Genomic DNA, 25,324 nt, shown 5'->3' with positions numbered 1-25,324 from the left:
GCAACCCCTAATCAAAAATCCTGTGGAAAAGAGAGTTGAATGAAAAAATATAACCTGATTGCCCCCTGCCATTTCGGATTAGAGGCGGTTCTGAAGAGAGAGATCCAGGATCTTGGATATCCGATTACGCTCGTCGAGGACGGAAGAGTGACATTCGAAGGAGATGCGGCAGCCATATGCAGGGCGAATGTGTTTCTCCGGACACCGGAGCGCATTCTTCTGAAAGTCGGCGGTTTTCATGCAGAATCGTTTGAGGACCTGTTTCAGGGCACCAAGGCGATTCCCTGGGAACAGTATATCCCGAAGGATGGCAGGTTCTGGGTTGCAAAGGCGACCGGAATCAAGTCAAAGCTGTTCTCTCCAAGGGATATTCAGTCTGTCATGAAGAAGGCCATGGTCGACAGGCTTGGCAGCGTATACGGGCTGAGCCATTTTCCGGAGAATGGGGCAGACTATCCGATCCGCGTGACAATCATGAAGGATGAGGTGGCGGTCTGCATGGACACGACGGGTGATTCTCTGCACAAAAGGGGGTACCGTCTTTTGACGGCAAAGGCGCCGATCGCGGAGAATCTTGCGGCTGCTTTGATCATGCTGACGCCGTGGAAGGCGGACAGACCGCTTGTCGACCCGTTCTGCGGCTCCGGGACGATCCCGATTGAGGCAGCCATGATGGCAGCCCATATCGCGCCTGGGATGAATCGCGATTTCCTTGCGGAGAGCTGGGGGAACCTGATTCCGAGGAAGGCCTGGTACGAGGCGGTCGACGAGGCGAATGACCTGATCGACGATCAGGTGCAGACCGATATCCAGGGCTATGACATCGACGGGGAGATCATCCGGGCGGCAAGGGAGAATGCCAGAAATGCAGGCGTGGATCATCTGATTCATTTTCAGCAGCGGCCGGTCAGCGAGCTCCGCCATCCGAAGAAGTATGGCTTTGTGATCACAAATCCGCCGTACGGAGAGCGGCTGGAGGACAAGGAGGCGCTTCCGACACTGTACAGGCAGATCGGCGAGGCGTTCCGGGGGCTTGACTGCTGGTCTGAATACGTGATCACCTCCTATGAGGATGCGGAACGGTATATCGGACGGAAGGCGGACAGGAACCGAAAGATCTACAATGGAATGATACGGACCTACTACTACCAGTTCATGGGGCCGAAGCCCTCCTTCCGCAGCCATACCGGCGTCTCTGTTGAATCTGAAGGGAATCAAGCGGTGCCGGAAAAGAAAAACGTGATCGCAAAGAAGAAGCGTTCTTCCGGTGAAAGAGCAGGACGGCGGCAGGCAGAAACCCTCAGAAATCAGGTAAAGAGGAAGAATCCGTGAGGAGGCCCGGGCAGGCAGCAGTGGGGGGGATACCGACGGTTTTTCTGGCTGCGGTCCTTGCTGTCTCCTTTGTATCTGCAGAGCAGCAAACAATCGCTGATCATGTTTGCAGTTCATCCCTTGGGGCGGAGGAACAGACCGGCGGTCTTTCAGAGAATCTGGATTTCCTGAAGCCGGATACGCTGCTCTATGGAAGACCGGGAGCGGACTTCGGAAAGGGAAGCACAGCCGCCTTTGCGGCAGACTTTTCACAAGCCAAAGCCGATTCACCGCTTCCAAAGACATTCAGCTGGGCGGACTACGGAAAAAAGCCGACTGTCAGGGACCAGGGGAGCCTGGGAACCTGCTGGGCGCTGACGGCAGCGGAGGCAGTCGAGTCGGCACTCCTGCCGCAGACGCACCTAGTTTTGTCAGCGGACCATATTTCTCTTCAGAATGGATTCGACATCGAACAGGATGAGGGCGGCGACTACAGCATGATCATGTCCTACATGGCGGATTTCAAGGGGCCTGTCACAGAAGAGGAGGATCCCTACGGGGACGGCCGCTCTCCGCAGGGGCTGAAGGCGGCGGTTCACGTGGGAGAAATGAGGCTGCTGGAGGGAATGTCTGCCGACCGGATCCGCCATATGATTTACCGGTTCGGCGCGGTTCAGACGTCTCTGTCGATGGATAGAACGCGGACAGACCGGAGCCGCTCTTTCTATTATAATGAGGAAACCTGCAGCTACTATGACCCGGTGACCGAGCCTCTGAATCACGATGTTCTGGTTCTTGGCTGGGATGACACGTATTCGAAAAATAATTTCCGGAAGCAGCCTGCGCATGACGGTGCCTGGATCTGTCAGAACAGCTGGGGGGCTGGGTTCGGCAGAAACGGGATCTTCTATGTCTCCTATGAGGATGCCAACGTGTTCCGGAAGGGCGGCATCGCCTATACGGATGTCAGGGCGGCAGGGGATGCAGCCCGTGTGCTTGAGACAGACAGCCTGGGGTGGCAGGCGAGGCAGGGATATGGGAATGACAGCGCCTGGTTTGCCGGTGTTTTCGAGACGGAAAGCCCGCAGGTTCTTGAGGCGGCCGGCCTTTACGCGGTCGGACCGGCCACAGCCTGGAGAATGGTCCTTGTTGAGAACTTCAGCGGAACAGACAGTCTTTCAGAGGCAGCTTCCGGAAAGAGCGGCATCCCGCTTGGATGCGGCTGGATCGAGAGCCCGGGGTTTTACACACTTCGGCTGAGTCAGCCGCTGAGTCTGCCGGCCGGGGAGAGGTTCGCGGTTATCGTTTTTGTGGACACGCCGGGGACCGGAAGACCGGTTGCTGTTGAGACCCGGAAAGACAGGTATACGGACACTGTATCGCTGGATGGACGGGAGTCCTACATCAGCGAGGATGGGACTAGCTGGGAGCGGACGCAGACGGCGTACAGGACGAATGTCTGTCTGAAGCTGTATACTTCAGATGCAGGACAGAGCTGATCGGGACAGTCAGCGCCCGAAGGTTTCAGATGAAGCGCCTGAAAGCTTCGGGAAAAGCGCCCGAAAGCTTCAGACGGCGGAAACATGATGTACGGAGGAAATGGCGGGAACGGCCAGGATACAGAAGGCAGTGTGCAGGGCGGAGGCAGCTGCAGCATGACACAGGAGAAAACGATGGCAGGGAAAATGATTGTTGCGACAGGCAACAGAAACAAGATGATTGAGATCAGGGAGATTCTCTCTGATGTGGATGTCGAGATCGTTTCCATGAAGGAAGCCGGTATCCGGGTAGAGATAGTGGAGAACGGAAGATCATTTGCGGAGAATTCTGCGATCAAGGCACTCACTGTCGCAAAGGCCTCGGGAGAGATGGCGATTGCGGATGATTCCGGACTGGTGATTGACTGTCTCAGAGGGGAGCCGGGCATCTGGTCTGCCAGATATATGGGAGAGGATACCTCCTATGATCTGAAAAACAGAACGCTGATCAGCCGGGTCAATGACTTCTGCCGCGGGTATGAGGCAGCCGGCGGAGCTCTTGCGGCGATGGAGGGAGCAGAGTTTCTGGAAAGTTGGACAGCAGGAGAGAAGCAGACTCCTGAAACGCTGAATGATCGTCCGGGAGCGGATGAGAATGGAAAGCCGGGCCGGCTCAGATCGGCAAGGTTTGTCTGCGCCTGCACCTGTGCGTGGCCGGATGGAACGGTGAAAACCATCGTAGGCCGGATGGAAGGCCGGATTGCGTATGCCCCGGCTGGATCACACGGTTTTGGCTATGACCCGATCTTTTACCTGCCGCAGCTGGGGAAAACGTCCGCAGAGCTTCTGCCGGAGGAGAAAAACGCAATCAGCCACCGCGGTAAAGCCTTCACGGCCATGCATGACTATCTGGTCGCTATTCTATGATATAAGGGCAGAAAGTACCTTTTGCCACTCATATATGATTACGCATGGTTTCTTTGAGAAAGGCCTGACTGATGAAAATTCTTGTGATGAGCGACAGTCACGGATGGGACTACAACGCAGCGGAGGCTGTCCGGAGAGAGAAAACAATGGACGCCCTGATCCACCTTGGGGATGCACAGGAGACGATGGCACAGTTTCTGCGCGGGAGCGGTGTGCGGTGTCCGGCCTATATGGTGGAGGGAAACTGTGACATGGACGGATATTTCCCGAGAGAGCAGATTGTAGAGCTTGGAGGGCACAGGCTCCTTCTGACGCACGGGCATGATTTTTATGTCCGGTTCGGCACGGAGGAGCTTCATGATGAGGCCATTCGGAACCAGTGCGACATTGCCTTGTTTGGCCACACACACAAGCCGCTGCTTGAAGAGACGGATCCGGCGGTTCTGATCTTGAATCCGGGAAGCATATCCAGCCCCAGACAGGAGAACGGGCGCCCGAGCTACCTGGTGTTGGAACTGGAGGCAGACCGGCGTCCGGTGGCAGAGCTGAGGTATCTTTAATCGAAAATTATGATTTCGGGGTTGACAAAGGCATCACGCAATAATATAATTACGAACGTGCCTGAGGGAATGAGGCAGCGGATGAGCGAGGTTCCGGTATTCCCAAGCTTTCGGGGTGTGGCTCAGTTTGGCTAGAGCGCCTGCTTTGGGAGCAGGAAGTCGCAAGTTCGAATCTTGTCACCCCGATTTAACAGGCACTGAAAACTCATTTTCATGTTTGATGCGGGTGTAGTTCAATGGTAGAACACCAGCCTTCCAAGCTGGATACGTGGGTTCGATTCCCATCACCCGCTTTTTGAGTCTGTAGCTCAGCTGGATAGAGCAACGGCCTTCTAAGCCGTGGGTCGGGGGTTCGAATCCCTTCAGGCTCGTGCGGAGTGAGATGCTCCAGTATATGGTGGGTATAGCGCAGTTGGTTAGCGCGCCAGATTGTGGCTCTGGAGGCCCAGGGTTCGAATCCCTGTACCCACCCTTACCTAGTGGGCTATCGCCAAGCGGTAAGGCACAGGACTTTGACTCCTGCATTCACCGGTCCGAATCCGGTTAGCCCAGCTTGGCCGAGAGCCATTTTTTATATACGGGGTATTAGCTCAGGTGGTAGAGCACTTGACTTTTAATCAAGTTGTCGGGGGTTCGAATCCCCCATGCCTCATGTGAGCCGTCACAAAGCTGTGGCGGCTTTTGTTGTAAAAGCGGGAGATCAGAGCCCGCTTGTACGCAGCTGTGGCGGAATTGGCAGACGCGCTGGATTTAGGTTCCAGTGGGAGACCGTGCAGGTTCAAGTCCTGTCAGCTGCATAAAAACATCCGGACTGCCAAGCCCGGATGTTTTCTTGTAAAGGCGACCGCTCATCATCGAGTGCGGAGCGCAAGATGAAGGCGGCGGAATGCCCCGGCAGCGGGCAGCACCGGCGGACAGATGCGGAGACAGGAGGGAAAACAGATGGGACGATCCTTTTTTCTGAACAGCATACTGCTGGGAGCGGGACTGGCCATGGATGCCTTTTCGGTGTCCTGCGCGAACGGACTCAGGGAGCCGAATATGAAGGCGGGACGCATGGTGAAGATTGCAGGCGTCTACGCCTTTTTTCAGTTTGCGATGCCGATGGCCGGCTGGTTTTGCGTTCATCAGCTGCTCACCTTCTTCCGCGCCTTTCAGCCATTTATTCCCTGGATTGCGCTGGGGCTATTAGGCTGGATCGGAGGAAAGATGCTGATCGAGGGCATTCGGAACAAGACGCCGGAGGAAGGAGTCTGTGTGACGCACTGTGATTTGCTGATGCAGGGAGTCGCGACCTCTATTGATGCGCTGTCCATCGGTTTTACCATATCGGACTTTCATGCACTCGAAGCCTGTCTGTGTGCGCTGATCATCGCGGCTGTGACGGAAGGCATCTGTATCGCGGGGCTTGCGATCGGAAAGAGGGTCGGTATGAAGCTGTCGTCCGGGGCGTCTGTCCTGGGTGGTGTGATTCTGATCGCAATCGGGCTGGAAGTGTTTATCAGCGGCATCCGATGACCGGAGCAGGATAACGAAGATGCCGGTATCAGCAGAGGAGGATAATATGGAAATCGAAAGAAAATGGATGGTGCAAAGCTGGCCGCCTGCAGGGCTTGAGCTGATCAGACAGCAGCGGATGCGCCAGGGGTATGTCACAGTCCGCCCGACGGTCCGGATCCGTGAGGAAACAGACCTTCCGGTAAAACCGGGAGAGCAGGGCAGGACGGCTTATATCCTTTGTCTGAAATCAGCCTCGACGGACGATGGGCTGGCCCGAACAGAGATCGAGATGGAGATTCCAAAGGAAAAGTTTGGCGAGATCGAAGCAATGATCGGGAAACCGCTCATTGAGAAAACCCGGAGGATGTACAGGCTTTCGGGTGGGCTGTCCCTGGAGGTCAACCAGGTAGACCAGGGGCTCCCGACCGAATTCTGGTATGCGGAGGTTGAGTTTGACAGCGTGGAACAGGCAAAGAGCTGGAAGCCGGAAGCGGCTGGTCTCGGAGACTATTTGTCTGATGAGGTGACGGGACAGCCGGGGGGCTCAATGGGCGCCTACTGGGAAGAGACCAGAGAGGCAGCCGGCACAAACGTCAGTCTTTCTGTCCGCTGAACGCCCTTGAACTGTATTGCCCCATTGAACCTTTGTGCCCCGGTGGAAGCGATTCCTCTGCCGCAGCCACTTTTTGAAAGGAAGATGTATGACGGGAATTCTGACAGTCTACAGCGGTGCAGCGTCCGCACAGCAGCCGCTCCTGAATCCGGTTCTGTATCAGCGGCCCGTCAGTGTTCTGACGGGCGTAATCTGCATCGTTGTCTTTCTGATCATCCGGTTCGGGAAGAGAGGCGGAGGAAACAGAAACGGTCTGCTGGAGAGAGCTGTTTCCTGCGGGTGCTATGACAGAGACCGGATCAGAAGCGGCCAGTTCTGGCGGCTGTTTACTGTGGGATTTACGCACATCGAGGGCTGGCATATCGCGGTGAACCTTTATTCGCTCTATGCGCTCTCGGCACTGGAGGAGGCGTACGGTCATCTCTGGTTTGCCGTTATTCTGGGCGGTTCTGTCATCGGCGGAAGCCTGCTGGAGCTGGCGATTTCAAAGACCCGGTATTCCGTCGGCCTCTCCGGAGGGCTTTATGGTCTGATGTTTTCATACGCGCTCCTGGTCTGGACATACGGCGGAAATGTCAGAAGCATTCTGGTGACGATCCTGATCAACCTTGCGATCAACTTCGCACCGGGGATTGCCTGGCAGGCCCACATCGGCGGTGCCCTGAGCGGTCTTGTTCTGACACAGGTGATGCTTTATGCGGCGCGCTGAACATACCTGCCGGAACGTTGCAGCGGGAGAAATCAATGCATGCCGGCCTCTATACAGCATGCGGGACGAGTCTGAAGCGGCTGTGTACGGAAAAAAACACACACGAGAGTCGAGGGGTGTTGCATTTCGGGACATCCCATATTATAATCACGTTGTTTGAAATCACAGTAATTTACTGGGATATGATCTAGCCCCAAAGAGCATAAAGGAAGGAATAAGCCATGGAACCATTACTGAACATTCAGAACCTCAGTGTCAGCGTCGATGACAACGAGATTCTTCACGATCTGAACCTGAAAGTCGGCCGCGGCGAGACCCATGTCCTGATGGGCCCCAATGGCGCAGGCAAGTCCACTCTCGGGAATGCACTGATGGGCAATCCTCAGTACAAGATCACTTCCGGGACCGTCATTTTCAATGGAAAAAATATTCTGGAGGAGTCCGTCTGCGACCGGGCGAAGGAAGGACTGTTCATGTCGTTCCAGAACCCCATCGAGGTTCCGGGCGTGTCGCTTTCAAACTTCATCCGCACGGCGCTGGAGCAGCGCACGGGCAAGCGGATCCGGCTGTGGGATTTCAAAAAAGAGATCGACCAGAAACTGAAGGTCCTGGATATGGACCCGTCCTACGCAGACCGTGACCTGAATGTCGGCTTCTCCGGCGGGGAGAAGAAGAAGGCGGAGATTCTCCAGATGCTGATGCTCAAGCCGTCGCTGGCAATTCTGGATGAAACAGACTCCGGCCTGGATGTCGATGCTGTGCGCACCGTATCGAATGGCGTCAAGGAGTACCAGAAGGACAAGGATGGCGCGCTGCTGATCATCACCCATTCAACCAGAATCCTGGAGGCCCTCCATGTCGACGCAACGCATGTCCTGGTGAACGGACACATCGTCGAGGACGGCGGCGCAGAGCTGGTGGACGAGATTAACGAGCGTGGATTTGAGCGGTTTGAGGAAAAGTGAGATGGCAGAGAAAACATATGTTGCCGACATTGACCGGAGCATGTATGACTTCCGGTATGAAGAGAAGGACGCATACCGCATCGAGGAAGGCCTGTCCCCGGAGATTGTCGAGCAGATATCCAAAGAGAAAAATGACCCTCAGTGGATGCATGATTTCCGCATGAAGTCTCTGGAAATCTACAATCACACCCAGATGCCGGACTGGGGTCCTTCCATTGAAGGACTGAATATGAAGAACATCGCGACCTATGTCCGCCCGAACACAAAGATGGCGAACGACTGGGACAGCGTGCCGGAGGAGATCAAGGATACCTTCGAGCGCCTTGGCATTCCGCAGGCGGAACGGAAGTCTCTTGCGGGCGTTGGCGCTCAGTACGACTCTGAGCTGGTTTACCACAATGTTCAGGACTTCGCCGAGAAGCTGGGCGTTGTCTACTCGGACATCGAAAGCGCGCTGCATGGCCCGTATGCGGACATGATCCGGGATCATTTCATGAAGCTGGTTCCGCCGACAGATCATAAGTTTGCAGCCCTGCACGGTGCAGTCTGGTCGGGCGGCTCTTTTGTGTATGTCCCGGAGGGCGTGCATCTGGAGATTCCGCTCCAGTCTTATTTCCGGCTCAACGCCAAGGGGGCCGGGCAGTTTGAGCACACATTGATCATCGTAGAGGACAATGCGTACCTTCATTTCATTGAAGGGTGCTCAGCACCGAAGTATAACGTGGCCAATCTGCATGCAGGCTGTGTGGAGTTGTTTGTCGGAAAGAATTCGACACTTCGTTATTCGACCATCGAGAACTGGTCGAAGAATATGTACAACCTGAACACAAAGCGTGCAAAGGTGGAGGAGGGCGGCAAGATTGAGTGGGTGTCCGGTTCCTTCGGTTCCCATGTCTCCTATCTCTATCCGATGAGCGTTCTGGCGGGCAGAGGGGCAAGCTCCGAATTCACAGGGGTGACCTTCGCCGGGAAGGGGCAGAATCTTGACACCGGCTGCAAGGTGGTTCACAATGCGCCGGATACAACCTCTGTCGTGAATACCCGCTCCATCAGCAAAAGCGGCGGCATCTCAACGTTCCGCAGTGCAGTTGTCATCAACCCGCAGGCGAAGAACAGCAAGTCCTCGACCTCCTGCCAGTCTCTGATGCTGGATTCCGAGTCGAGATCGGACACGATCCCGGCGATGGATGTGAAGACGCAGCAGGCAGATGTCGGGCATGAAGCAAAGATCGGACGCATTTCCGATGAGGCGGTCTTCTACCTGATGAGCCGCGGCCTTCCGGAGGATGATGCCAGGGCACTGATTGTCTCGGGTTTTGCCGATAACGTCGGCAAGGAGCTTCCTCTTGAGTATGCGGTGGAGATGAACAATCTGATCCGTCTTGAGATGAAGGGCACCAACGGCTGAGGCACGGGAGGAATAACGGATTATGAATATGACATTGAATCGTCTTCCGTCAATCACCTGGTATTGGCTGAAGATGAACAACGGTTCCCTGGAGGGTGTGGATCCGGCCGGGGAGGTTTCGATGAAGGAAGAGATCCCTTCACAGATCACAGCGGAGACTCTGAGGCTGGAAGACCTGCCGGAGCAGGCGACCGGCATGGGGAAGGACATGACAGCGCTTGTCCGCACCTCGGGTGTCCCGGTTCACAGTTATGCGACGGCCGAGAACCAGCAGGCAGACGGTGTGCTGCGCCTGGGATATGCTTTTGAACATGAAGCACGCAGTGTCAATGCGGTCAGCCTTCGGGCGGCAAGGCATTCCAGTCTGACGGTGGTGCAGGATTTCTCATCCGCCCCGGAGGCTGAAGGATTTGCAGCGGTTCAGACAAGATACCTTGTCGAAGAGGGTGCGGTGCTGAAGCTGATCCAGATCGAGCGCCTCGGGAGCGGATATACATTTCTGAATGATATTGGCGGACGCGTGGAAAATTCCGGGCGTGTCGAGCTGATCCATCTGGTGCTGGACGGCGGACACACCTACCTGGGCGTGCAGAGTGACCTGGCTGGATACAAGTCGGCGCTGAAGGCGGACATCGGATACCGCGTCGGCGGCGACCATACGCAGGACATCAACTATTTTGCGAACCACACAGGGAAGAAGACAACCTGCGATATCAACGCCAGAGGTGTTCTCAGAGACCATGCAAGGAAGGTTTTCCGCGGCACCATTGATCTGAAGAAGGGCTCGTCCGGATCGGTTGGTAATGAAAAAGAGGATGTTCTGATGATGGACGATACGGTCCGGAATCAGACGCTTCCGGTTATTCTCTGCACGGAGGAGGATGTCGTCGGAAACCACGGGGCAACCATCGGACGGCTTGACGAGAGCGTCCTGTTCTACCTTCAGTCAAGAGGAATGGACAGGGAAGCGGTCTACGAGATGATGGCCGATGCACGTGTCGCATCCGTGGTACACCTGATTGAGGACGGGCGGACCCGCGCAGAGGTAGAGCGGTATCTTGGCGGAATATCCGACAGCAATGAAGAGTAAGGAACAGGGTGGGCGTGATGACAATAACACAGGATATGATCGGCCGGGTGCGGGCGGACTTTCCGCTGATTACAGAGGATGTTGCGTATCTTGACAATTCAGCGACGAGCCAGAAACCGCAGAGCGTGATCGAGGCAGGAAAGCGTTTCTACGAGACGGAGAATGCGAATCCGCTCAGAGGACTCTACAGGCTCTCGGTCGCCGCAACAGAGACGTATGAGCAGGCAAGAGAAGCGGTGAGAGCCTTTATCGGGGCTGGCAGTACAGAGGAGATTATCTTTACCCGGAATGCGACAGAGTCTCTGAACCTTGTGGCCTACAGCTGGGCACTGGACAATCTGAAGGCAGGCGACGATATCCTCGTCACCATCATCGAGCACCACTCGAACATGCTTCCCTGGCAGATGGCAGCGAAAAAGACAGGGGCAAACCTCCATTATCTGTATCCGGATAAAACGGGTGCCGTCACGGAGGAGATGTTCCGGAATGCGCTTACGCCTGAGACAAAACTGGTCTGCATGACCCAGCTGTCCAATGTCCTTGGGAGAAGCTACGATCTCAAGACATATGCAAGGATTGCACATGAGATGGGTGCGGTTTTTGTCGGGGATGGTGCACAGAGCACACCGCATATCCCGGTGAATGTGACAGATCTGGATGTGGATTTCTTTGCCTTCTCAGGACATAAGATGCTGGCACCGATGGGAATCGGTGTTCTGTATGGCAAGAAGACACTGCTGGAGCGCATGCAGCCGTTTCTGCGCGGCGGGGAAATGATCGACTATGTGACCACAGAAGGCGCAACCTGGGCGGAGCTTCCGCACAAGTTCGAGGCGGGCACCGTGAATGCGGGCGGTGCTGCCGGCCTTCTGGCGGCGATTGAATACTATCAGAAGCTGGGATGGGATTTCATTGAGCAGCGGGAGCTGGAGCTGACCCGTTATGCGATGGAGAAGATGAAGGACGTCCCGCATGTGACGCTGCTGGGCTCTGACAGACCCGAGGAGCATCACGGCATCCTGACCTTCAAGGTGGACGGTGTCCATCCGCATGACATCGCGGCAATGATGGACGAGGACGGGGTCTGCGTGCGCGCGGGCCATCACTGCGCTCAGCCGCTTCTGAAGTATCTGGGCGTACCGAATACAACCAGATGCTCACTGGCCTTCTATAATACTGAAGCTGAGATTGATCGCTTTACGGCAAGTCTGGCGACACTGCGCAGCAGAATGGGATATCAGGATTGAAAGGAAAGGCAACATGCAGAATACGTTTTACAATGAAATACTGACGGATCACAATCTGCATCCGGCTCACAAGCATGATCTGCCGGATGCGAATATGCAGCTGGAGGGCGTGAACCCAAGCTGCGGAGATGACATCGTCCTGAAGCTGAAGGTGGAGGATGGAAAGATCGTGGACGGCGCCTATGTCGGAGACGGCTGCGCAATCTCCCAGGCATCCGCTGATATGATGCTGGATCTGGTGATCGGAAAGACAGAGGCGGAGGCAAGGAGGCTTTCTGACATCTTTCTGCGTATGATCAAGGGCCATATCACCGAGGAGGAACACGAGGAGCTGGAGGAGGCCGGCGCACTGATCGATGTCTCCCATATGCCGTCTCGCGTCAAGTGTGCTGTGCTTGGCTGGCATACAATGGATGAGATCTTTGATGAGCCGCAGAAGGCCATGGAAGAAGCCAGGCAGGGAAAGGCGGAGAATGGTGAGAGCTGATTTCAGGGGCTCTTATTCAGCAGGAAAACAGCAGGTCAATATCAGCATTGTGATATAAAGAGGGGAGGCTTCGGGCATCGGAGGCCTCCTCTTTTTTATAGATGTACGAATACGATTTCGCAATCGATCAGACAGCCTTAAAACAAATTGGAAATATGTATGCAAAATACAAATATGTTAAGGGCATGATATACATAATGCACAATAAAGCGAAGACTATTTTGTGTATATGGAGCCATTGACGCAGAAAAAGAATGGGATTATGATTTAGTTACGAAAACGATTTAGTAAATCAATGAAATCGCTAAATACAAGGAAATGGGAGGTAAGAACATGAAAAAGCGTATGATGGCACTGGTCAGCATGGCTCTTGCAGGAGCGATGGTTCTTCCGATGGCTGCGATGGCAGGGGAAACCGAGGCGGCTGCGGCGGCAGCGGACGAGGGCAAGGTCCTCAACATCGAGGTCTGGAACGAGGAGTTCAAGAGCAGGATCACGGATCACTATCCGGGTTATGAGAAGACGGATGACACCCACGGAAAGATCGGCGATGTGACGGTCAACTGGATCATCACCCCGAATGATGACAATGCATACCAGAACAACCTTGACACCGTCCTTCCGGGGAACGCAGACGCATCTGCGGATGACAAGGTTGACATGTTCCTGATCGAGGCAGACTACGCAAAGAAGTACATCGATGCAGATGCAAACGTTGCGATGCCGCTGAAGGATCTGGGCATCACATCAGATAACCTTTCCAAGCAGTACAAATATACACAGGATGTTGTAACGGACGCGAACGGCGATCTCCGCGGAACCTCCTGGCAGGCCTGCTCCGCCGGACTGATCTACAACCGCGCTGCGGCGAAGGAAGTCCTCGGAACGGATGACCCGGCGGAAGTCCAGAAGGCAGTCGCTGACTGGGATACCTACAATGAGACAGCCAAGAAGATGGCGGATGCAGGTTACCTGATGCAGTCCACTGTCAACGATACGTACCGAGTCTACTCCAACAACGTTTCCGGCCCGTGGGTACAGGATGGAAAGGTTGTCGTTGATGAGAATATCAAGAAGTGGGTTGATGATTCCAAGGCTCAGGTAGACGCGAAGGAAACCACGACCGCCGAGCTGTGGTCTGATGACTGGAGCAAGGGCTTCTATCCGGACGGAAAGGTATTCTGCTACTTCGGGCCGGCATGGCTGATCAACTTCTCCATGAAGGCAGACGATGAGAAGTCCATCGCAGCACAGGGCGGCTGGGGTCTTGTAAACGGACCGCAGGGCTTCTTCTGGGGCGGCACATGGATCTGCGCAGCACAGGGAACCGATAATCCGTCTCTTGTCAAGGATATCATGCTGAAGATGACAACGGATGATGACATCATGAAAGAGATTGCCCAGAAGGATTCCGACTGCGTTAACAACAAGGAAGTCCTGAAGGCTCTTGCATCCGATGATTCCGGCAGCAACAAGGTCCTCGGCGGACAGAATCCTTATCAGATGCTGGCAGATGGTGCAGAGAAGGTTGATATGAGCAACATCTCCATCTATGACCAGGGCTGCAATGAAGAGTTCCAGAAAGCTATGAAGAACTACTTTGACGGCAACGCTTCCTATGACGATGCACTGGCTCAGTTCAAGAGCGCAATCGTTGAGAAGTATCCGGAGCTGACCACTGACTGACAGATACAACAAATGATCCGAAGACTGGCGGATCCAGATTCGGACCAGCAAAGGAGCCTGCCCCGACGGGCAGGCTCCTTGCATGAAAAAGGAACAAGTCAGATGATGGCAGCAGTGCCGGGGCACCGGCTGCGCGGGAATGGCAGGGGAGACCTGCCGGGATGATTTCGGGGCATACCGGAAGCAGAAGACCATCAGGCAACCGGAGGAGAAAGCGATGAAGAAGAAAAAAAGCGTGGTTACGAGATATAACCGCTGGGGATATATCTTCCTGATTCCGTTCGCAGTGGTGTTTGTCACATTTCAGCTGATTCCACTCTGCACAACGATTTACAACAGCTTCTTTGAAAACTACATGTCAGGCTTGAGGAAGGTCGGACCGAATTTCATCGGACTGAAAAACTATGCGAAGCTGCTGACAGAAGGAGATCTCGGGAAGTATTTCTGCAACACGATGATCATGTGGATTCTGGGTTTTGTACCGCAGATCATTCTCTCCCTTCTTCTAAGCGCATGGTTCACGAATCCGCAGCTGAGGCTGAAGGGACAGCGGTTCTTCAAGACTGTCATATATCTGCCGAATCTGATCATGGCTGCAGCCTTCTCCATGCTGTTTTTCACGCTGTTCTCCAAGGGCGGACCGGTCAACTCCATTCTGATCGCGATCGGAGTCTTTAAGGAACCGTATGATTTCATGGCACACATCGGATCGGTCAGAGGACTTGTCGGGTTCATGAACTGCCTGATGTGGTTCGGCAATACGACCATCCTGCTGATGGCCGGCATGATGGGCATCCCTGATTCCCTCTATGAAGCTGCGGAGGTTGACGGAGCAACGCCGGGGCAGATCTTCTGGAAAGTGACGATGCCGCTGCTCAAACCGATTTTTGTGTATGTTCTGGTGACTTCGCTGATCGGCGGCCTGCAGATGTTCGATGTTCCCCAGATCCTGACAAACGGATCCGGCGATCCGATGAGAACGTCGATGACGCTGATCATGTACCTGAACAAGCACCTGTTCTCGAAAAACTTTGGAATGGCCGGCGCGCTTTCCGTCCTGCTTCTGATCCTGACCGGATTTCTGAGCGCGATTGTTTTCCAGGTGACGGCAAAGGACGAAGTACAGTAAGGAGGGGAGAAAGATGTCAAACCATTCATCCGGCAAAAAAGGAAAAGGAAGCAGTGTTCATGCCAGAAGAGCTGTCGCCTACATTGTCCTGATATTGATATCCTTCCTGTGCCTGTTCTGGTTTTATGTTCTGTTCATCAATGCAAGCAGATCCAATTCGGAACTTGGCCGGGGGTTTACGGTTTTTCCGGGGAAGTACCTGGGCAAAAACTTTTATAATCTCTTCCACAGTTCACTGCCGGTCGTCAGAGGGATGGTCAATTCGCTGATTGTTGCGGCGCTGTCCGCTCTTCTCAGCACGTATTTCTCGACCATGACAGCTTATGCAATCCATGCATACAGGTTTGCAGGCCGGAAGGCGATCTTCACCTTCATCCTCGGAATCATGATGATCCCGACACAGGTGACGGCACTAGGCTTTGTCAAGCTGGTACAGTCCATGAAACTGGAGGATAACTTCATTCCGCTTGTCATTCCGACAATCGCGGCTCCGATGACATTCTTCTATCTGAAGCAGTACATGGATTCGAACCTGCCGGGAGAACTCCTGGAGGCAGCCAGAATCGATGGCGCAGGCGAGCTGAGAATTTTCAACACGGTTGCACTCCCGCTGATGAAGCCGGCCATCGCCGTTCAGGCGATCTTCGCCTTTGTTACAAGCTGGAACAATTACTTCACGCCGTCCCTGATTCTTCACAAGGACAAGGTGAAGACACTCCCGATCCTGATTGCGCAGCTGCGTGCTGCGGACTGGCTCAAGTTTGATATGGGACAGGTCTACGCGATGATCGCGTTCTCCATCTTCCCTGTCATCATTGTCTATCTGATTTTGTCAAAGAATATTGTCGGTGGTCTTGCAGCAGGAGCCGTGAAAGGCTGAGCGGCAGGCTGCCGAAAGCAGGCTGTAAGTATGAAAAGAGAAGAGCCGGGGAAATGCGCCAGATGGCACATGCCCCGGTTTTTCGTGTTATTATAAGTCATCTGTGGCATGCTTATTTCAACAAATGAACATATTTCAAGTGTAGGATAAGCAGGAAATGAAGAACACTGCATCACACGCAGGCTATGCTTGTTGAAAAAGAGCCACCGGACAGAGTCGGGAGGCGGGCGATCAGAGCCGGGAGGCAGCCGAACAGAGCCGGAAGGTTTCCGGGAACGAGCAGGCGAGGGCGGGAGAAAGCCTGGAATCAGCCGGTCAGGGACGCATGGTCTGCAGACAGAGGGACAGGAATGGCAGGAATATACGGAGAATATGCTGAGACACTTCAAAAAGTGATGGATCAGCTGATCGGAGAGCTTTCAGATTACAACAATGAGGTGAAGGAGAAAACCGGGGACGGGATCTACGAGCATCTGCTAGGCCGGATCAAGTCGGAGGAGAGCATGCGTGAAAAATGCGGTAGAAGGGGCATCCCCCAGACATCCGAAAGCGCACTGCGGGTCATGACAGATTCGATTGGTCTCCGTGTTATTACCCGGTTTATCGACGATATCTACCAGATTGTGACATTTTTAAGGAAGCTGCCGGGGGTTACGATTGTGCAGGAGAAGGACTATATCCGTCATGCCAAGCCAAATGGGTACCGGAGCTATCATGTCATCCTGAACAGGGAGGTGCCATATCCGGACATAGATGGCAGGCAGCCGGGGCATTATTATATTGAAGTGCAGCTGCGGACCATCGCGATGGATTCGTGGGCGAGTCTGGAGCATCAGCTCAAGTATAAGAAAGACATCGGGAACGAAGAACTGATTGTGAAGGAACTGAAGCGGTGTGCGGATGAGCTGGCGGGGTGTGACCTGTCGATGCAGACCATTCGAAATATGATCCGGGAGGAAGAAAGCTGAGATGAGAATACTGCTTGCAGAGGATGAGCAGCAGCTGTCGAGAGCAGTCGCTGCGGTGCTCAGTCACATGGGGTATGAGATTGATGTCGCGGAAAACGGTCTTCGGGCTGTGGAACTTTCCGGGGAAAAGACCTATGACTGTATGGTCTTCGATATCATGATGCCCGTCATGGACGGGATCGAGGCACTTCGCCAGATAAGGCAGAGCGGCGATGTGACGCCGGTTATCATGCTGACAGCCAAGTCGGAGGTCAGTGACCGGGTCACAGGACTCGATGCAGGAGCCGATGATTATCTGACAAAGCCATTCGCGATTGCTGAGCTGGCTGCCCGGATCCGCTCTCTGATCCGGCGCAATGACTCCTACACACCGAAGGTAATTTCCTGCGGCAATGTCAGCCTGGATACGTCAGAGCTGGAACTGAAGGCGGAGAATTCAGTCCGGCTCTCCGAGAAGGAAATGCAGCTCATGGAGCTTCTGATCCTCAATTCCGGAAAGGAGCTGACGGCCGGACAGCTTTTCGAAAAGATCTGGAAGGATGATGAAAGCACGCCGGAGGGAGTTGTCTGGATGTATATCTGCTATCTCAGAAGCAAGCTCGAGGCGGTCGCAGCGAATGTCACGATCATAGGGGGAAGGGAAGGCCCGTTTTCACTGAAGGAAAGGGAAGCCTTGTAAAGAGGCAGAAAGGCAGGGCGGATGGAGAAAAAGCTGAAGAGAAAATTCATTCTGTTAGGGATTGCTGCAGTTCTGATCCTTCTGCTGCTGGTCGGGGCGGGTTTTCATTATTTTTCCTACCGGCAGATGTACCGGTCCCTGGATCTGACGCTTTCCTACATCATCAATCATTCGGATGCCTATGAGGAGGAGTCGGAGAGAAGCGGGTCGGATTCTGAGAAAGAGGGAGCTGGAGAGGAGACGGAGGCGGAAACAGACGGGCTGATCATTACCGGGAGCAGGGACGGAGATGTTTCGGTAAAAACCTTGCCGGGAGATGAACAGAACCTGCTGGAAAAACTGGTCATCGGCTTCCGGGATTTTGGAGATTCAATCGCCGGCAATGTGGAGCTTACGCCTGAGAGCCGCTACAGGATGCGGTATTTCCTGATTACACTGGATGAGAATGGGAATGTGGAAAAAACAAGTCTGTCTCATATTGCAGAGATCAATGAGGAGACTGCAAGGCAGCTTGCCCTGAACCAGTACAGGTTCCATAGAAAGAGCGGGATGATTGAATATGCCCGTTCCAGTTACTATTATAAGTCCGTACCCCAGCCGGACGGCCTTACCGTAATCGGATTTCTGGAGTGTACACAGGAAGTGCGGAGTGTCAATGCCATGCGGGCGATCACGCTCCTGGTCTGCATGCTCGTCGTGATCCTCTTTGTCGTGATTCTCAGGCTGCTGTCCAGACGTGCGATTGCTCCCTACGTGGAGAATATAATCAGCCAGAAGCAGTTTATCACGAACGCAAGCCATGAACTCAAGACGCCGCTTGCCATCATATCGGCGAATGCCGAGGCGATCGAGATGATTGATGGCAAGAGTGAATGGACAGACAACATCCTGGCGCAGGTCAGGCGGTCCACCGACCTGATCAACAGCATGCTCGCGCTGGCGCGGATGAGCGAGACACAGAAGACCGAGCTGACGCAGGTCGGACTGACCGATGTCGTGCGGGAAAGCGTCTCGTCCTTCCAACCGGTTGTCAGTCAGAAAGAACGGAAGCTGGAAGCAGAGATCGCGGACGGCGTCTTTGTCATGGGGGACAGGAATCTGCTGATGGAGCTGAGCAATATCCTGATTGACAATGCTGTCAAATATTGCGATGATGACGGAACGATCCATGTCACACTTCGGAAGAAGGGCAAGTCTGGTGCGGTGCTGTCTGTTTCAAATGACTATCAGGAAGGCGCCGGAATGGACTACAGCAGATTTTTCAGGCGCTTCTACCGGGGAGACAGCTCACATAACAGCGGTATGGAAGGACATGGAATCGGCCTTTCAATGGCTAAGTCGATCACAGAGAAGATGGGTGGCAGCATCGGTGCGGCATGGAAAGATGGCATTATCACGTTTACGGTCATCCTGTGAAGGATGACTGCGGCGGAAGAATACAGTCCGCATGCAGGAAGATACCTGCAGAATCATCATGCATCTGCTTGTTTATTGAGAAATCAGAAGGAGGAGAGCAATGAGTAAATGGCAGCGTTTCCGGTATCAGCCATGTCTTCCGCTTGGGAAGGACGGCAGGCGGGTGACAGGCTCCCCGTCACACATTGATCTGTCACGGAAAGCAGCATCCGAAGGGATGGTGCTTCTGAAAAATGAAGAGACCGCGCTTCCGCTGCGGAAGGGAGAGCGGGTTGCCCTGTTTGGAAAAGGGTCAGCTGACTATGTCAAGGGCGGCGGAGGATCCGGTGATGTGACATGCGCGTATGTCCGGAATCTGTGCGACGGGATGCGGCTCAAGGAGAAGGAAGGAAAAGTACAGGTCTTTGGAAAGCTGTCTGAGTTCTACGAGCAGAACGTCAGGAAGCAGCTGGAGGTCGGAGCTGAGCCGGGCATGACGGTGGAGCCGGAGCTTCCGGAGGCGCTTCTACAGGAGGCAAGGGAGTATGCAGATACAGCGATTATTACCATCTGCCGGTTCTCCGGGGAGGGCTGGGACCGCCGGACCATCGTGAACAAGGATGATCCCTACAGGCTCGATCCGACCGAACAGAGGATGTTTGACCTTTCGGCGAAGATCTTCCCGGATGGTGATTTCTACTTGACGGATGCTGAGAAAGAGCTGGTTCGACGTGTCACAGCGCTCTTCCCGAAGGTGATTGCGGTCCTGAACGTCGGTGGGATGGTCGACAGCGAGTGGTTCAGAAACGATGACCGGATTCAGGGCGCCCTTCTTGCCTGGCAGGGAGGGATGGAAGGCGGTCTGGCTATGGCGGACGTGCTGACAGGCGACGTCAACCCGTCGGGCCACCTGACAGATACATTTGCGAAGGAGCTTGACGACTATCCGTCGACGGCCGGCTTCCACAAGTCGACAGCCTATGTCGATTATGAGGAGGATATCTACGTCGGCTATCGATATTTCGAGACCATTCCCGGGAAAAAGGAACGGGTCAATTATCCGTTCGGGTACGGCCTGTCCTACTCAGAGTTTGTCATGATGCCGACCTTTGCGTCCTTTACGGAGGAAGGGGGCGGCCAGATTCTGCTCTCTGTCAAGATCACGAATATTTCGCAGATCCCCGGGAAGGCGGTCGCGCAGGTCTACGCGCAGATCCCGCAGGGGAAACTCGGAAAGCCCTTCAGAACGCTGGTGGCGTTCGGAAAGACCGAACTGCTCGGTGCCGGCGAGGCGCAGCAGCTCGACCTGACCTTCCCCATCAGTCGGATGGCATCTTACGATGACACGGGCAAGGTTCAGAAGTCCGCGTGGCTTCTGGAAGCCGGAACGTACCGGTTCTATGTCGGAAATGATGTCCGGGACAATTCCAGGATTCCGTTTGAGTGGACGCTGGATCAGACAAGGATTCTGGAGCAGGAGCGTCCGAAGTGTGTTCCGCACAGGCTGAGCCGGAGAATGCTGGCAGACGGGAGCTTTGAAGCGCTGCAGACAGATGAGGAGGAACGGCCCGAGACGGAGCTGGATTCTCCGGTGCCGAAGGGAACCCTGCCGGCACCGACGGAGGACAGGAAGGCCCGCCAGCGTTCCTTCCTGGAGCAGCTTGATCCGCATCTGGGCGGACACCGGATCCTGCTTGACGATGTCGCAGACGGAAGTCATACACTGGACGAGTTGATCGATCAGCTGACGCTGGATGAGCTGATCCATCTGCTCGGCGGACAGCCGAATCGGGGCGTTGCGAATACCTTCGGCTTCGGAAATCTTGAACAGTATGGTGTACCAAATGTGATGACAGCGGACGGACCTGCCGGGGTTCGGTTCTGGCCGCAGTGCGGGGTGAACACGACGGCATTTCCGTGCGCGACAGCTCTGGCCTGCACCTGGGATACCGAACTGATCGCGCAGGTCGGAGAGGCAGCCGCACTGGAGGCAAAGGAAAACAACATCGGCGTCTGGCTGGCGCCGGCCATCAATATTCACAGAAGTCCGCTCTGCGGCAGAAATTTTGAGTACTGGTCAGAGGATCCGCTGGTTGCGGGAAGATGCGCAGGCGCACTCGTCCACGGCGTCCAGTCACAGAAGATCGGGACAAGCCTGAAGCACTTCTGCTGCAACAATAAGGAAACGAACCGGAAAAATTCTGACAGCCGGGTGTCGGAGCGGGCGCTGAGGGAGATCTACCTCAAGGGGTTTGAGCTGATCGTCAAGCATGAGCAGCCGTATACGATCATGACCTCCTACAACAAGATGAACGGTATCCACACCTCGGAGAACCAGGAGCTTCTGACAGGCATTCTCCGTGGCGAGTGGGGCTTTCAGGGAATGGTGACGACCGACTGGTGGACAAACGGGGAACACTATCTCGAGGCGAAGGCCGGAAATGATCTCAAGATGGGCGCCGGCTTCCCGGAGCGGGTACGTGAGGCGTATGACCGTGGCCTGATTTCGAAGGATGAAATCAGGGCAGATGCACGCCGGATTCTGGCGACGATCCTGAAATTTGAGTGACAAGACCATGCGGTGGAAGGAAGGGGCATCAGATGGCAGGGAGATGTGATACATGTACTTACTATGAATATGACGAGGAGGAAGACGCATTTTTCTGCTCGGCTGACATGGATGAGGATGATTTTTACCATTTTATGCTTCAGGACCGCAGAACCTGCCCCTTCTACCGGAATGGCGATGAATATGCAGTCGTCCGGCATCAGATGTAAGAGGGAAGCCGCACGCGGATCAGTTGCGACAACCGGTGCGCATCGGAAGGCTGTCAGAGGGGACGGCAATACGTGATGGACGAAGAGGAGACTTGAGAGGGAGCCCGTATGGAGAAGGTGAAGACAATCGAGGAGGTACTGGGGGAAAATGGACTTGCATTTTCTCCAAACATGGAAGCTCATTATATGAAGGAGCTGGAGGGAATCTGGAATGATGCCTGCGCGGAGAGCGGCGGGGAGGTGACAGATGCCCAGGTGGACGAGTATCTGGATGTTCTCAAGAAGATGGGACTTGTGATTCCCGTGCACCGGGAGGAACTTGACCGGGAGAAGGCCAGAAAGCAGGCTGTTGACCCGGAGGTCGCCAGGATGCGCCATGCACTCGCCGAGGAGCGAAGAAAGGAAGCGCAGGCGATGCGGGAAGCGGAGGACAGACGGGAGGAGGGAAAACCGGACCCGGACAGCGTCTACCGGATCTTTCCGGCACAGAACAAGACAGACCTGAAACACCAGGTTTTCCTCATTCTGAAGGTCCCGGAAGGGGTGGATATCCCGCATCACATCAGCGGCGGGTTCATGAATCCGGAAAGGGCTCTTGCGTTCGAGTACTATGACGGCGGACCGAAGTTTCATATGTCCCGGCTGCAGATGACAGGGGCGGATATTCGTTTCCGGAAGATGTTCAGCTGGCTGGGACTTCATCACATCTCGGTGCGCCTTTCCGGCGCGCAGGATGGCAGCTCCTTCTATGTCTACAGGGTCAAGGCTGTCGATCCGCCGAAGGACGGGGGAGGACTGACAACGACAGAGGATAACTTCCTCCAGTATATGGTGGAACGGCTTCGAACATCGATCATCCAGGCCGCGGAGGAAGAGGTGTCGGATCAGATGGCGATGAACGACCTGCCGGACATCGTGAACTTCATGGACTGCTGTGCAGACACCCTGCCGGCAAACATCCGCCAGTGGGCGAGAAAGAACATAGTGATTGCCGGTCAGGAGAGCGGCAATCCGGACGAGAGGCGTCACGCAAAGCGGGCGCTTTCGATGATGCTGAACATCCGGTGGAAGAGCTCCTACTTTGACCCGATCGACCCGGTAGAGGCCAGGAGAATCCTGGATGAGGAGCTGTATGGTCTGGAGAAGGTCAAGCAGCGGGTAATTGAGACCATCATCCAGATCAACCGGACGCATACGCTTCCGAGCTACGGACTCCTCCTTGCAGGGCCTGCCGGGACCGGGAAGAGTCAGATTGCATATGCAGTCGCCCGGATCCTGAAGATTCCATCGGCGGTTTTCGATATGAGTACTGTGCGTGATCCGGAGGCACTGACCGGAACCTCAAGAATCTACACGAATGCGCGTCCTGGAAGGATTATGGAAGCCTTCTCGGCAACCGGTTCCTCCAATATTGTGTTCGTCATCAATGAGCTGGACAAGGCGGACAGTGAAAACCAGAACGGAAATCCGGCTGATACGCTGCTGACCCTTCTGGATAATCTGGGATTCACAGATAATTACATGGAGTGCCAGATCCCGACGGGCGGCGTCTATCCGATTGCAACGGCGAATGACAAAAACCGGATCTCAGAGCCGCTGATTTCCAGGTTTGCGGTCATTGACATTCCGGATTACACCAGTGATGAGAAGAAGATTATCTTCCGGGATTATTCAATGCCGAAGGTGCTGCGCCGGATGGGAATGAAAAAGGAAGAGTGCAGGGTGACGCAGGAGGCGGTCGATGCCATCATCAATCTGTACAAGGACCGTCCCGGCTGCCGGGATCTGGAGCAGGCAGCCGAGCACCTGGCGGGCAATGCACTCTACGAGATCGAGACGCAGAAGGTCAGCGAGGTAGAGTTTGACGCAAAGAAGGCTGTAAGACTTTTGCGAGGCTGACCGAACACGAGGTTGACCGTACATACAACAGGCCCTTCAAAAATTTGAAGGGCCTGTATCTTCAACGGTTCTAAATGGGTTTATTCTGCCTTGTCATCTCAGGCGGAAGAAGAGTCCTGCTTTTTTCAGCGGCACACGCAGTGCCAGGTACAGCAGAACCGTGATCACCAGGGAGACAGCCGCGTTGATCGCTGTGACCGTGAAGTTGATCGCGAAGGTTACCTCCGCAGCCGGACGGCCGAGAATAAACAGTTTGTAGAGATAGCGGAGTCCCGGGTCTGCGAAGGTATTGAACAGAAGACCTGCGGCGGAGGCAATCACCACCCACTGTGTCAGTTTTCTCTGGTTCTGCTGTGTGCTGATGTGGCCAAGCCTGTGCGCGATCAGGCCGGCGATCACCCCGACCAGAAGCTTGACGACGAAGGTCACTGGTGCTTCCACGATGTAGACGGGATCGATCAGGTCACCGATTGTCAGACCGATGGCACCGCCAAGACCACCGTAGAGCGGGCCGAGCAGCAGCGCTCCGAGCACAACGAAGGCGTTTCCGAGATGAACGGAAACCTTGCCGCCCGGGGTCGGAATCGGTATAGAGAGGTATGTAAAGACCACATAGGTCAGGGCGGCAAAGATTGCCGCAAATGCCAGCTTCTTCAGACGCAGGCTGCTGTCGGGAAGGCTAGTGCTGACGGTGTGTTCCAAACTCGTAGTTTTCATATCGATTTCCTCCTCTTTTTTGAAACTGACCAGAGTATAGACCCGATCTGAACACATTGATATATCCAATATGCAATATTTTTATATGGCCAGATTGTTACAAGGTTGCTGAAAAGCGGCCGGTTGCTCAATCCTGGCCTGTGTGGCAGGAACAGCCGGATCTGCCGGAGTGCTGTCAACGGCGTGGTTCAATCCTGGTCTGCATGGCAGAAACTCAGAGCAGGCCGGCCTGCGCCATGATTTCGTCACGATGGTTCTTCAGCCACCGGTGTCTTTCATCATAGTCCGGACAGACACGGTACACCTGTCTGTAGAAGCGGTTTGAATGATTCATTTCCAGGCGGTGGCAGAGCTCGTGGACGATGACTGAATCGATGATTTCATCGGGCGTAAGCATCAGCAGAATGTTGAAAGCGAGGCTTCCGTCCGCCTTGCAGCTGCCCCATTTTGATTTATAGATACGGAATGTGATCTTTCCGTATGTGACACCGACAATCGGAGCATAGCTGGCGACCCGCCCGGGGATATAGGCCACAGCGCGGGCATGGAGCTTCCGAAGCTCTGCCGGGGAGAGCGGCCGGACTCCTTTGATTGCGTTTTCACGTTCAAGGGAGTCGTCGAGCTTCTGAAGGACCCAGTCGGCATGTGCCTCCACAAACTGAACGATGGAGTCCTCGGATTGGCGGTACGGGGCACGCACGAGGACCTCACCGCGGCGGACGATCAGAGAAAGCGTCCGCCTGTCCGAGCGGATGATCTGGTATGAAAACTGTCCTTTTATATTTTTATGATCCATAATCGATTTTATCATTTTTTGTGACGCTGCTGTCTGTCAGCTGCCTGTCGCAGTAGCTGCCTGCTGCAGCGACTGTCTGCTGCAGCTGCCGTGAGCATCTGA

At 54.6% G+C, this 25,324-nt stretch carries 22 protein-coding genes, 7 tRNA genes and 1 pseudogene; 28 read left to right on the top strand and 2 right to left on the bottom strand.

Going from position 1 to position 25,324, the window contains the following annotated elements; genetic code table 11:
• Positions 1–39 precede the first annotated feature (39 nt).
• From FYJ35_RS01460 to FYJ35_RS01330, 28 genes and pseudogenes are all read left to right on the top strand, one after another.
• A pseudogene (locus FYJ35_RS01460) lies at positions 40–1,182 on the top strand (THUMP domain-containing class I SAM-dependent RNA methyltransferase); the annotation flags it as partial.
• A gap of 170 nt (positions 1,183–1,352) precedes the next feature.
• Positions 1,353–2,810, top strand: a complete 1,458-nt coding sequence (locus FYJ35_RS01455; RefSeq protein ID WP_154522074.1) for a lectin like domain-containing protein — start codon at positions 1,353–1,355, stop codon at positions 2,808–2,810.
• 84 nt (positions 2,811–2,894) lie between these two features.
• The gene (locus FYJ35_RS01450) at positions 2,895–3,716 is read left to right on the top strand and encodes a non-canonical purine NTP pyrophosphatase (RefSeq protein WP_331469087.1); all 822 of its coding nucleotides are present in this window, start codon (positions 2,895–2,897) and stop codon (positions 3,714–3,716) included.
• A gap of 71 nt (positions 3,717–3,787) precedes the next feature.
• Positions 3,788–4,276 (top strand): metallophosphoesterase, encoded by a 489-nt coding sequence (locus FYJ35_RS01445; RefSeq protein WP_154522071.1) that lies wholly within the window; start codon positions 3,788–3,790, stop codon positions 4,274–4,276.
• Positions 4,277–4,387: 111 nt separating this feature from the next.
• Positions 4,388–4,462: transfer RNA gene (locus tag FYJ35_RS01440), tRNA-Pro, on the top strand.
• 36 nt (positions 4,463–4,498) lie between these two features.
• Positions 4,499–4,569: transfer RNA gene (locus FYJ35_RS01435), tRNA-Gly, on the top strand.
• 4 nt (positions 4,570–4,573) lie between these two features.
• A tRNA-Arg gene (locus FYJ35_RS01430) sits at positions 4,574–4,647 on the top strand.
• Positions 4,648–4,673: 26 nt separating this feature from the next.
• A tRNA-His gene (locus FYJ35_RS01425) sits at positions 4,674–4,747 on the top strand.
• 9 nt (positions 4,748–4,756) lie between these two features.
• A tRNA-Gln gene (locus tag FYJ35_RS01420) sits at positions 4,757–4,828 on the top strand.
• Positions 4,829–4,855: 27 nt separating this feature from the next.
• Positions 4,856–4,928: transfer RNA gene (locus tag FYJ35_RS01415), tRNA-Lys, on the top strand.
• A gap of 65 nt (positions 4,929–4,993) precedes the next feature.
• Positions 4,994–5,073 (top strand) — tRNA-Leu (locus FYJ35_RS01410).
• Between the two features lie 145 nt (positions 5,074–5,218).
• Positions 5,219–5,794 carry a manganese efflux pump MntP gene (locus FYJ35_RS01405; RefSeq protein ID WP_154522068.1) on the top strand — a complete coding sequence of 192 codons (576 nt, stop codon included), beginning with the start codon at positions 5,219–5,221 and terminating at the stop codon, positions 5,792–5,794.
• Positions 5,795–5,840: 46 nt separating this feature from the next.
• A complete protein-coding gene (locus FYJ35_RS01400; protein WP_154522065.1) occupies positions 5,841–6,389 on the top strand; it encodes a CYTH domain-containing protein in 549 nt (182 codons plus the stop codon).
• An 88-nt stretch (positions 6,390–6,477) separates the two neighbouring features.
• Positions 6,478–7,098, top strand: coding sequence for a rhomboid family intramembrane serine protease (locus FYJ35_RS01395; protein WP_154522062.1), 621 nt, complete (start codon positions 6,478–6,480; stop codon positions 7,096–7,098).
• A 221-nt stretch (positions 7,099–7,319) separates the two neighbouring features.
• Positions 7,320–8,063, top strand: coding sequence for a Fe-S cluster assembly ATPase SufC (sufC, locus tag FYJ35_RS01390; RefSeq protein ID WP_154522059.1), 744 nt, complete (start codon positions 7,320–7,322; stop codon positions 8,061–8,063).
• Position 8,064: 1 nt separating this feature from the next.
• Positions 8,065–9,471, top strand: a complete 1,407-nt coding sequence (gene sufB, locus FYJ35_RS01385) for a Fe-S cluster assembly protein SufB (RefSeq protein ID WP_154522056.1) — start codon at positions 8,065–8,067, stop codon at positions 9,469–9,471.
• 22 nt (positions 9,472–9,493) lie between these two features.
• Positions 9,494–10,561: a SufB/SufD family protein gene (locus tag FYJ35_RS01380; RefSeq protein WP_154522053.1), complete on the top strand. Its 1,068-nt coding sequence runs from the start codon at positions 9,494–9,496 to the stop codon at positions 10,559–10,561.
• Positions 10,562–10,578: 17 nt separating this feature from the next.
• On the top strand, positions 10,579–11,808 hold the full coding sequence (locus FYJ35_RS01375) for an aminotransferase class V-fold PLP-dependent enzyme (RefSeq protein ID WP_154522050.1): 1,230 nt from the start codon (positions 10,579–10,581) through the stop codon (positions 11,806–11,808).
• A 13-nt stretch (positions 11,809–11,821) separates the two neighbouring features.
• Positions 11,822–12,295 (top strand): Fe-S cluster assembly sulfur transfer protein SufU, encoded by a 474-nt coding sequence (gene sufU, locus FYJ35_RS01370; RefSeq protein ID WP_154522047.1) that lies wholly within the window; start codon positions 11,822–11,824, stop codon positions 12,293–12,295.
• A 333-nt stretch (positions 12,296–12,628) separates the two neighbouring features.
• Positions 12,629–13,981 carry a type 2 periplasmic-binding domain-containing protein gene (locus FYJ35_RS01365; protein ID WP_154522044.1) on the top strand — a complete coding sequence of 451 codons (1,353 nt, stop codon included), beginning with the start codon at positions 12,629–12,631 and terminating at the stop codon, positions 13,979–13,981.
• A gap of 217 nt (positions 13,982–14,198) precedes the next feature.
• The gene (locus FYJ35_RS01360; protein WP_154522041.1) at positions 14,199–15,110 is read left to right on the top strand and encodes a carbohydrate ABC transporter permease; all 912 of its coding nucleotides are present in this window, start codon (positions 14,199–14,201) and stop codon (positions 15,108–15,110) included.
• 13 nt (positions 15,111–15,123) lie between these two features.
• Positions 15,124–15,990, top strand: coding sequence for a carbohydrate ABC transporter permease (locus FYJ35_RS01355; RefSeq protein ID WP_154522038.1), 867 nt, complete (start codon positions 15,124–15,126; stop codon positions 15,988–15,990).
• A gap of 185 nt (positions 15,991–16,175) precedes the next feature.
• A complete protein-coding gene (locus FYJ35_RS01350) occupies positions 16,176–16,958 on the top strand; it encodes a GTP pyrophosphokinase (RefSeq protein ID WP_328597017.1) in 783 nt (260 codons plus the stop codon).
• Position 16,959: 1 nt separating this feature from the next.
• A complete protein-coding gene (locus FYJ35_RS01345; protein WP_154522035.1) occupies positions 16,960–17,637 on the top strand; it encodes a response regulator transcription factor in 678 nt (225 codons plus the stop codon).
• Between the two features lie 21 nt (positions 17,638–17,658).
• Positions 17,659–19,053, top strand: coding sequence for a sensor histidine kinase (locus FYJ35_RS01340; protein WP_154522032.1), 1,395 nt, complete (start codon positions 17,659–17,661; stop codon positions 19,051–19,053).
• A 100-nt stretch (positions 19,054–19,153) separates the two neighbouring features.
• Positions 19,154–21,601: a glycoside hydrolase family 3 protein gene (locus FYJ35_RS01335; RefSeq protein ID WP_154522029.1), complete on the top strand. Its 2,448-nt coding sequence runs from the start codon at positions 19,154–19,156 to the stop codon at positions 21,599–21,601.
• A 32-nt stretch (positions 21,602–21,633) separates the two neighbouring features.
• Positions 21,634–21,810, top strand: coding sequence for a DUF6472 family protein (locus FYJ35_RS14350; RefSeq protein ID WP_205839651.1), 177 nt, complete (start codon positions 21,634–21,636; stop codon positions 21,808–21,810).
• A gap of 414 nt (positions 21,811–22,224) precedes the next feature.
• Positions 22,225–23,709: an AAA family ATPase gene (locus FYJ35_RS01330; protein ID WP_154522454.1), complete on the top strand. Its 1,485-nt coding sequence runs from the start codon at positions 22,225–22,227 to the stop codon at positions 23,707–23,709.
• Between the two features lie 93 nt (positions 23,710–23,802).
• Here FYJ35_RS01330 and FYJ35_RS01325 read toward each other — a convergent pair whose 3' ends face one another.
• Entirely contained in the window at positions 23,803–24,426 is a 624-nt protein-coding gene (locus tag FYJ35_RS01325) for an ECF transporter S component (RefSeq protein WP_154522026.1), read from the bottom strand.
• 214 nt (positions 24,427–24,640) lie between these two features.
• Positions 24,641–25,237, bottom strand: a complete 597-nt coding sequence (locus tag FYJ35_RS01320) for a M48 family metallopeptidase (protein ID WP_154522023.1) — start codon at positions 25,235–25,237, stop codon at positions 24,641–24,643.
• Positions 25,238–25,324 lie beyond the last annotated feature (87 nt).

The organism is Porcincola intestinalis, assembly GCF_009696445.1.
Lineage (GTDB): Bacteria > Bacillota > Clostridia > Lachnospirales > Lachnospiraceae > Porcincola > Porcincola intestinalis.
The sequence above is the reverse complement of the archived record's forward strand: the minus strand, read 5'-3'. Positions and strand labels throughout refer to the sequence as shown.

What these genes read in the sequence shown, in the direction of transcription:
- FYJ35_RS01450 (WP_331469087.1), top strand. Translation starts at nt 2,895, where the DNA reads ATGATGTACGGAGGAAATGGCGGGAACGGCCAGGATACAGAAGGCAGT.
- FYJ35_RS01445 (WP_154522071.1), top strand. Translation starts at nt 3,788, where the DNA reads ATGAAAATTCTTGTGATGAGCGACAGTCACGGATGGGACTACAACGCA.
- FYJ35_RS01405 (WP_154522068.1), top strand. Translation starts at nt 5,219, where the DNA reads ATGGGACGATCCTTTTTTCTGAACAGCATACTGCTGGGAGCGGGACTG.
- FYJ35_RS01400 (WP_154522065.1), top strand. Translation starts at nt 5,841, where the DNA reads ATGGAAATCGAAAGAAAATGGATGGTGCAAAGCTGGCCGCCTGCAGGG.
- FYJ35_RS01395 (WP_154522062.1), top strand. Translation starts at nt 6,478, where the DNA reads ATGACGGGAATTCTGACAGTCTACAGCGGTGCAGCGTCCGCACAGCAG.
- sufC (WP_154522059.1), top strand. Translation starts at nt 7,320, where the DNA reads ATGGAACCATTACTGAACATTCAGAACCTCAGTGTCAGCGTCGATGAC.
- sufB (WP_154522056.1), top strand. Translation starts at nt 8,065, where the DNA reads ATGGCAGAGAAAACATATGTTGCCGACATTGACCGGAGCATGTATGAC.
- FYJ35_RS01380 (WP_154522053.1), top strand. Translation starts at nt 9,494, where the DNA reads ATGAATATGACATTGAATCGTCTTCCGTCAATCACCTGGTATTGGCTG.
- FYJ35_RS01375 (WP_154522050.1), top strand. Translation starts at nt 10,579, where the DNA reads ATGACAATAACACAGGATATGATCGGCCGGGTGCGGGCGGACTTTCCG.
- sufU (WP_154522047.1), top strand. Translation starts at nt 11,822, where the DNA reads ATGCAGAATACGTTTTACAATGAAATACTGACGGATCACAATCTGCAT.
- FYJ35_RS01365 (WP_154522044.1), top strand. Translation starts at nt 12,629, where the DNA reads ATGAAAAAGCGTATGATGGCACTGGTCAGCATGGCTCTTGCAGGAGCG.
- FYJ35_RS01360 (WP_154522041.1), top strand. Translation starts at nt 14,199, where the DNA reads ATGAAGAAGAAAAAAAGCGTGGTTACGAGATATAACCGCTGGGGATAT.
- FYJ35_RS01355 (WP_154522038.1), top strand. Translation starts at nt 15,124, where the DNA reads ATGTCAAACCATTCATCCGGCAAAAAAGGAAAAGGAAGCAGTGTTCAT.
- FYJ35_RS01350 (WP_328597017.1), top strand. Translation starts at nt 16,176, where the DNA reads ATGCTTGTTGAAAAAGAGCCACCGGACAGAGTCGGGAGGCGGGCGATC.
- FYJ35_RS01345 (WP_154522035.1), top strand. Translation starts at nt 16,960, where the DNA reads ATGAGAATACTGCTTGCAGAGGATGAGCAGCAGCTGTCGAGAGCAGTC.
- FYJ35_RS01340 (WP_154522032.1), top strand. Translation starts at nt 17,659, where the DNA reads ATGGAGAAAAAGCTGAAGAGAAAATTCATTCTGTTAGGGATTGCTGCA.
- FYJ35_RS01335 (WP_154522029.1), top strand. Translation starts at nt 19,154, where the DNA reads ATGAGTAAATGGCAGCGTTTCCGGTATCAGCCATGTCTTCCGCTTGGG.
- FYJ35_RS14350 (WP_205839651.1), top strand. Translation starts at nt 21,634, where the DNA reads ATGGCAGGGAGATGTGATACATGTACTTACTATGAATATGACGAGGAG.
- FYJ35_RS01330 (WP_154522454.1), top strand. Translation starts at nt 22,225, where the DNA reads ATGCGGGAAGCGGAGGACAGACGGGAGGAGGGAAAACCGGACCCGGAC.
- FYJ35_RS01325 (WP_154522026.1), bottom strand. Translation starts at nt 24,426, where the DNA reads ATGAAAACTACGAGTTTGGAACACACCGTCAGCACTAGCCTTCCCGAC.
- FYJ35_RS01320 (WP_154522023.1), bottom strand. Translation starts at nt 25,237, where the DNA reads ATGATAAAATCGATTATGGATCATAAAAATATAAAAGGACAGTTTTCA.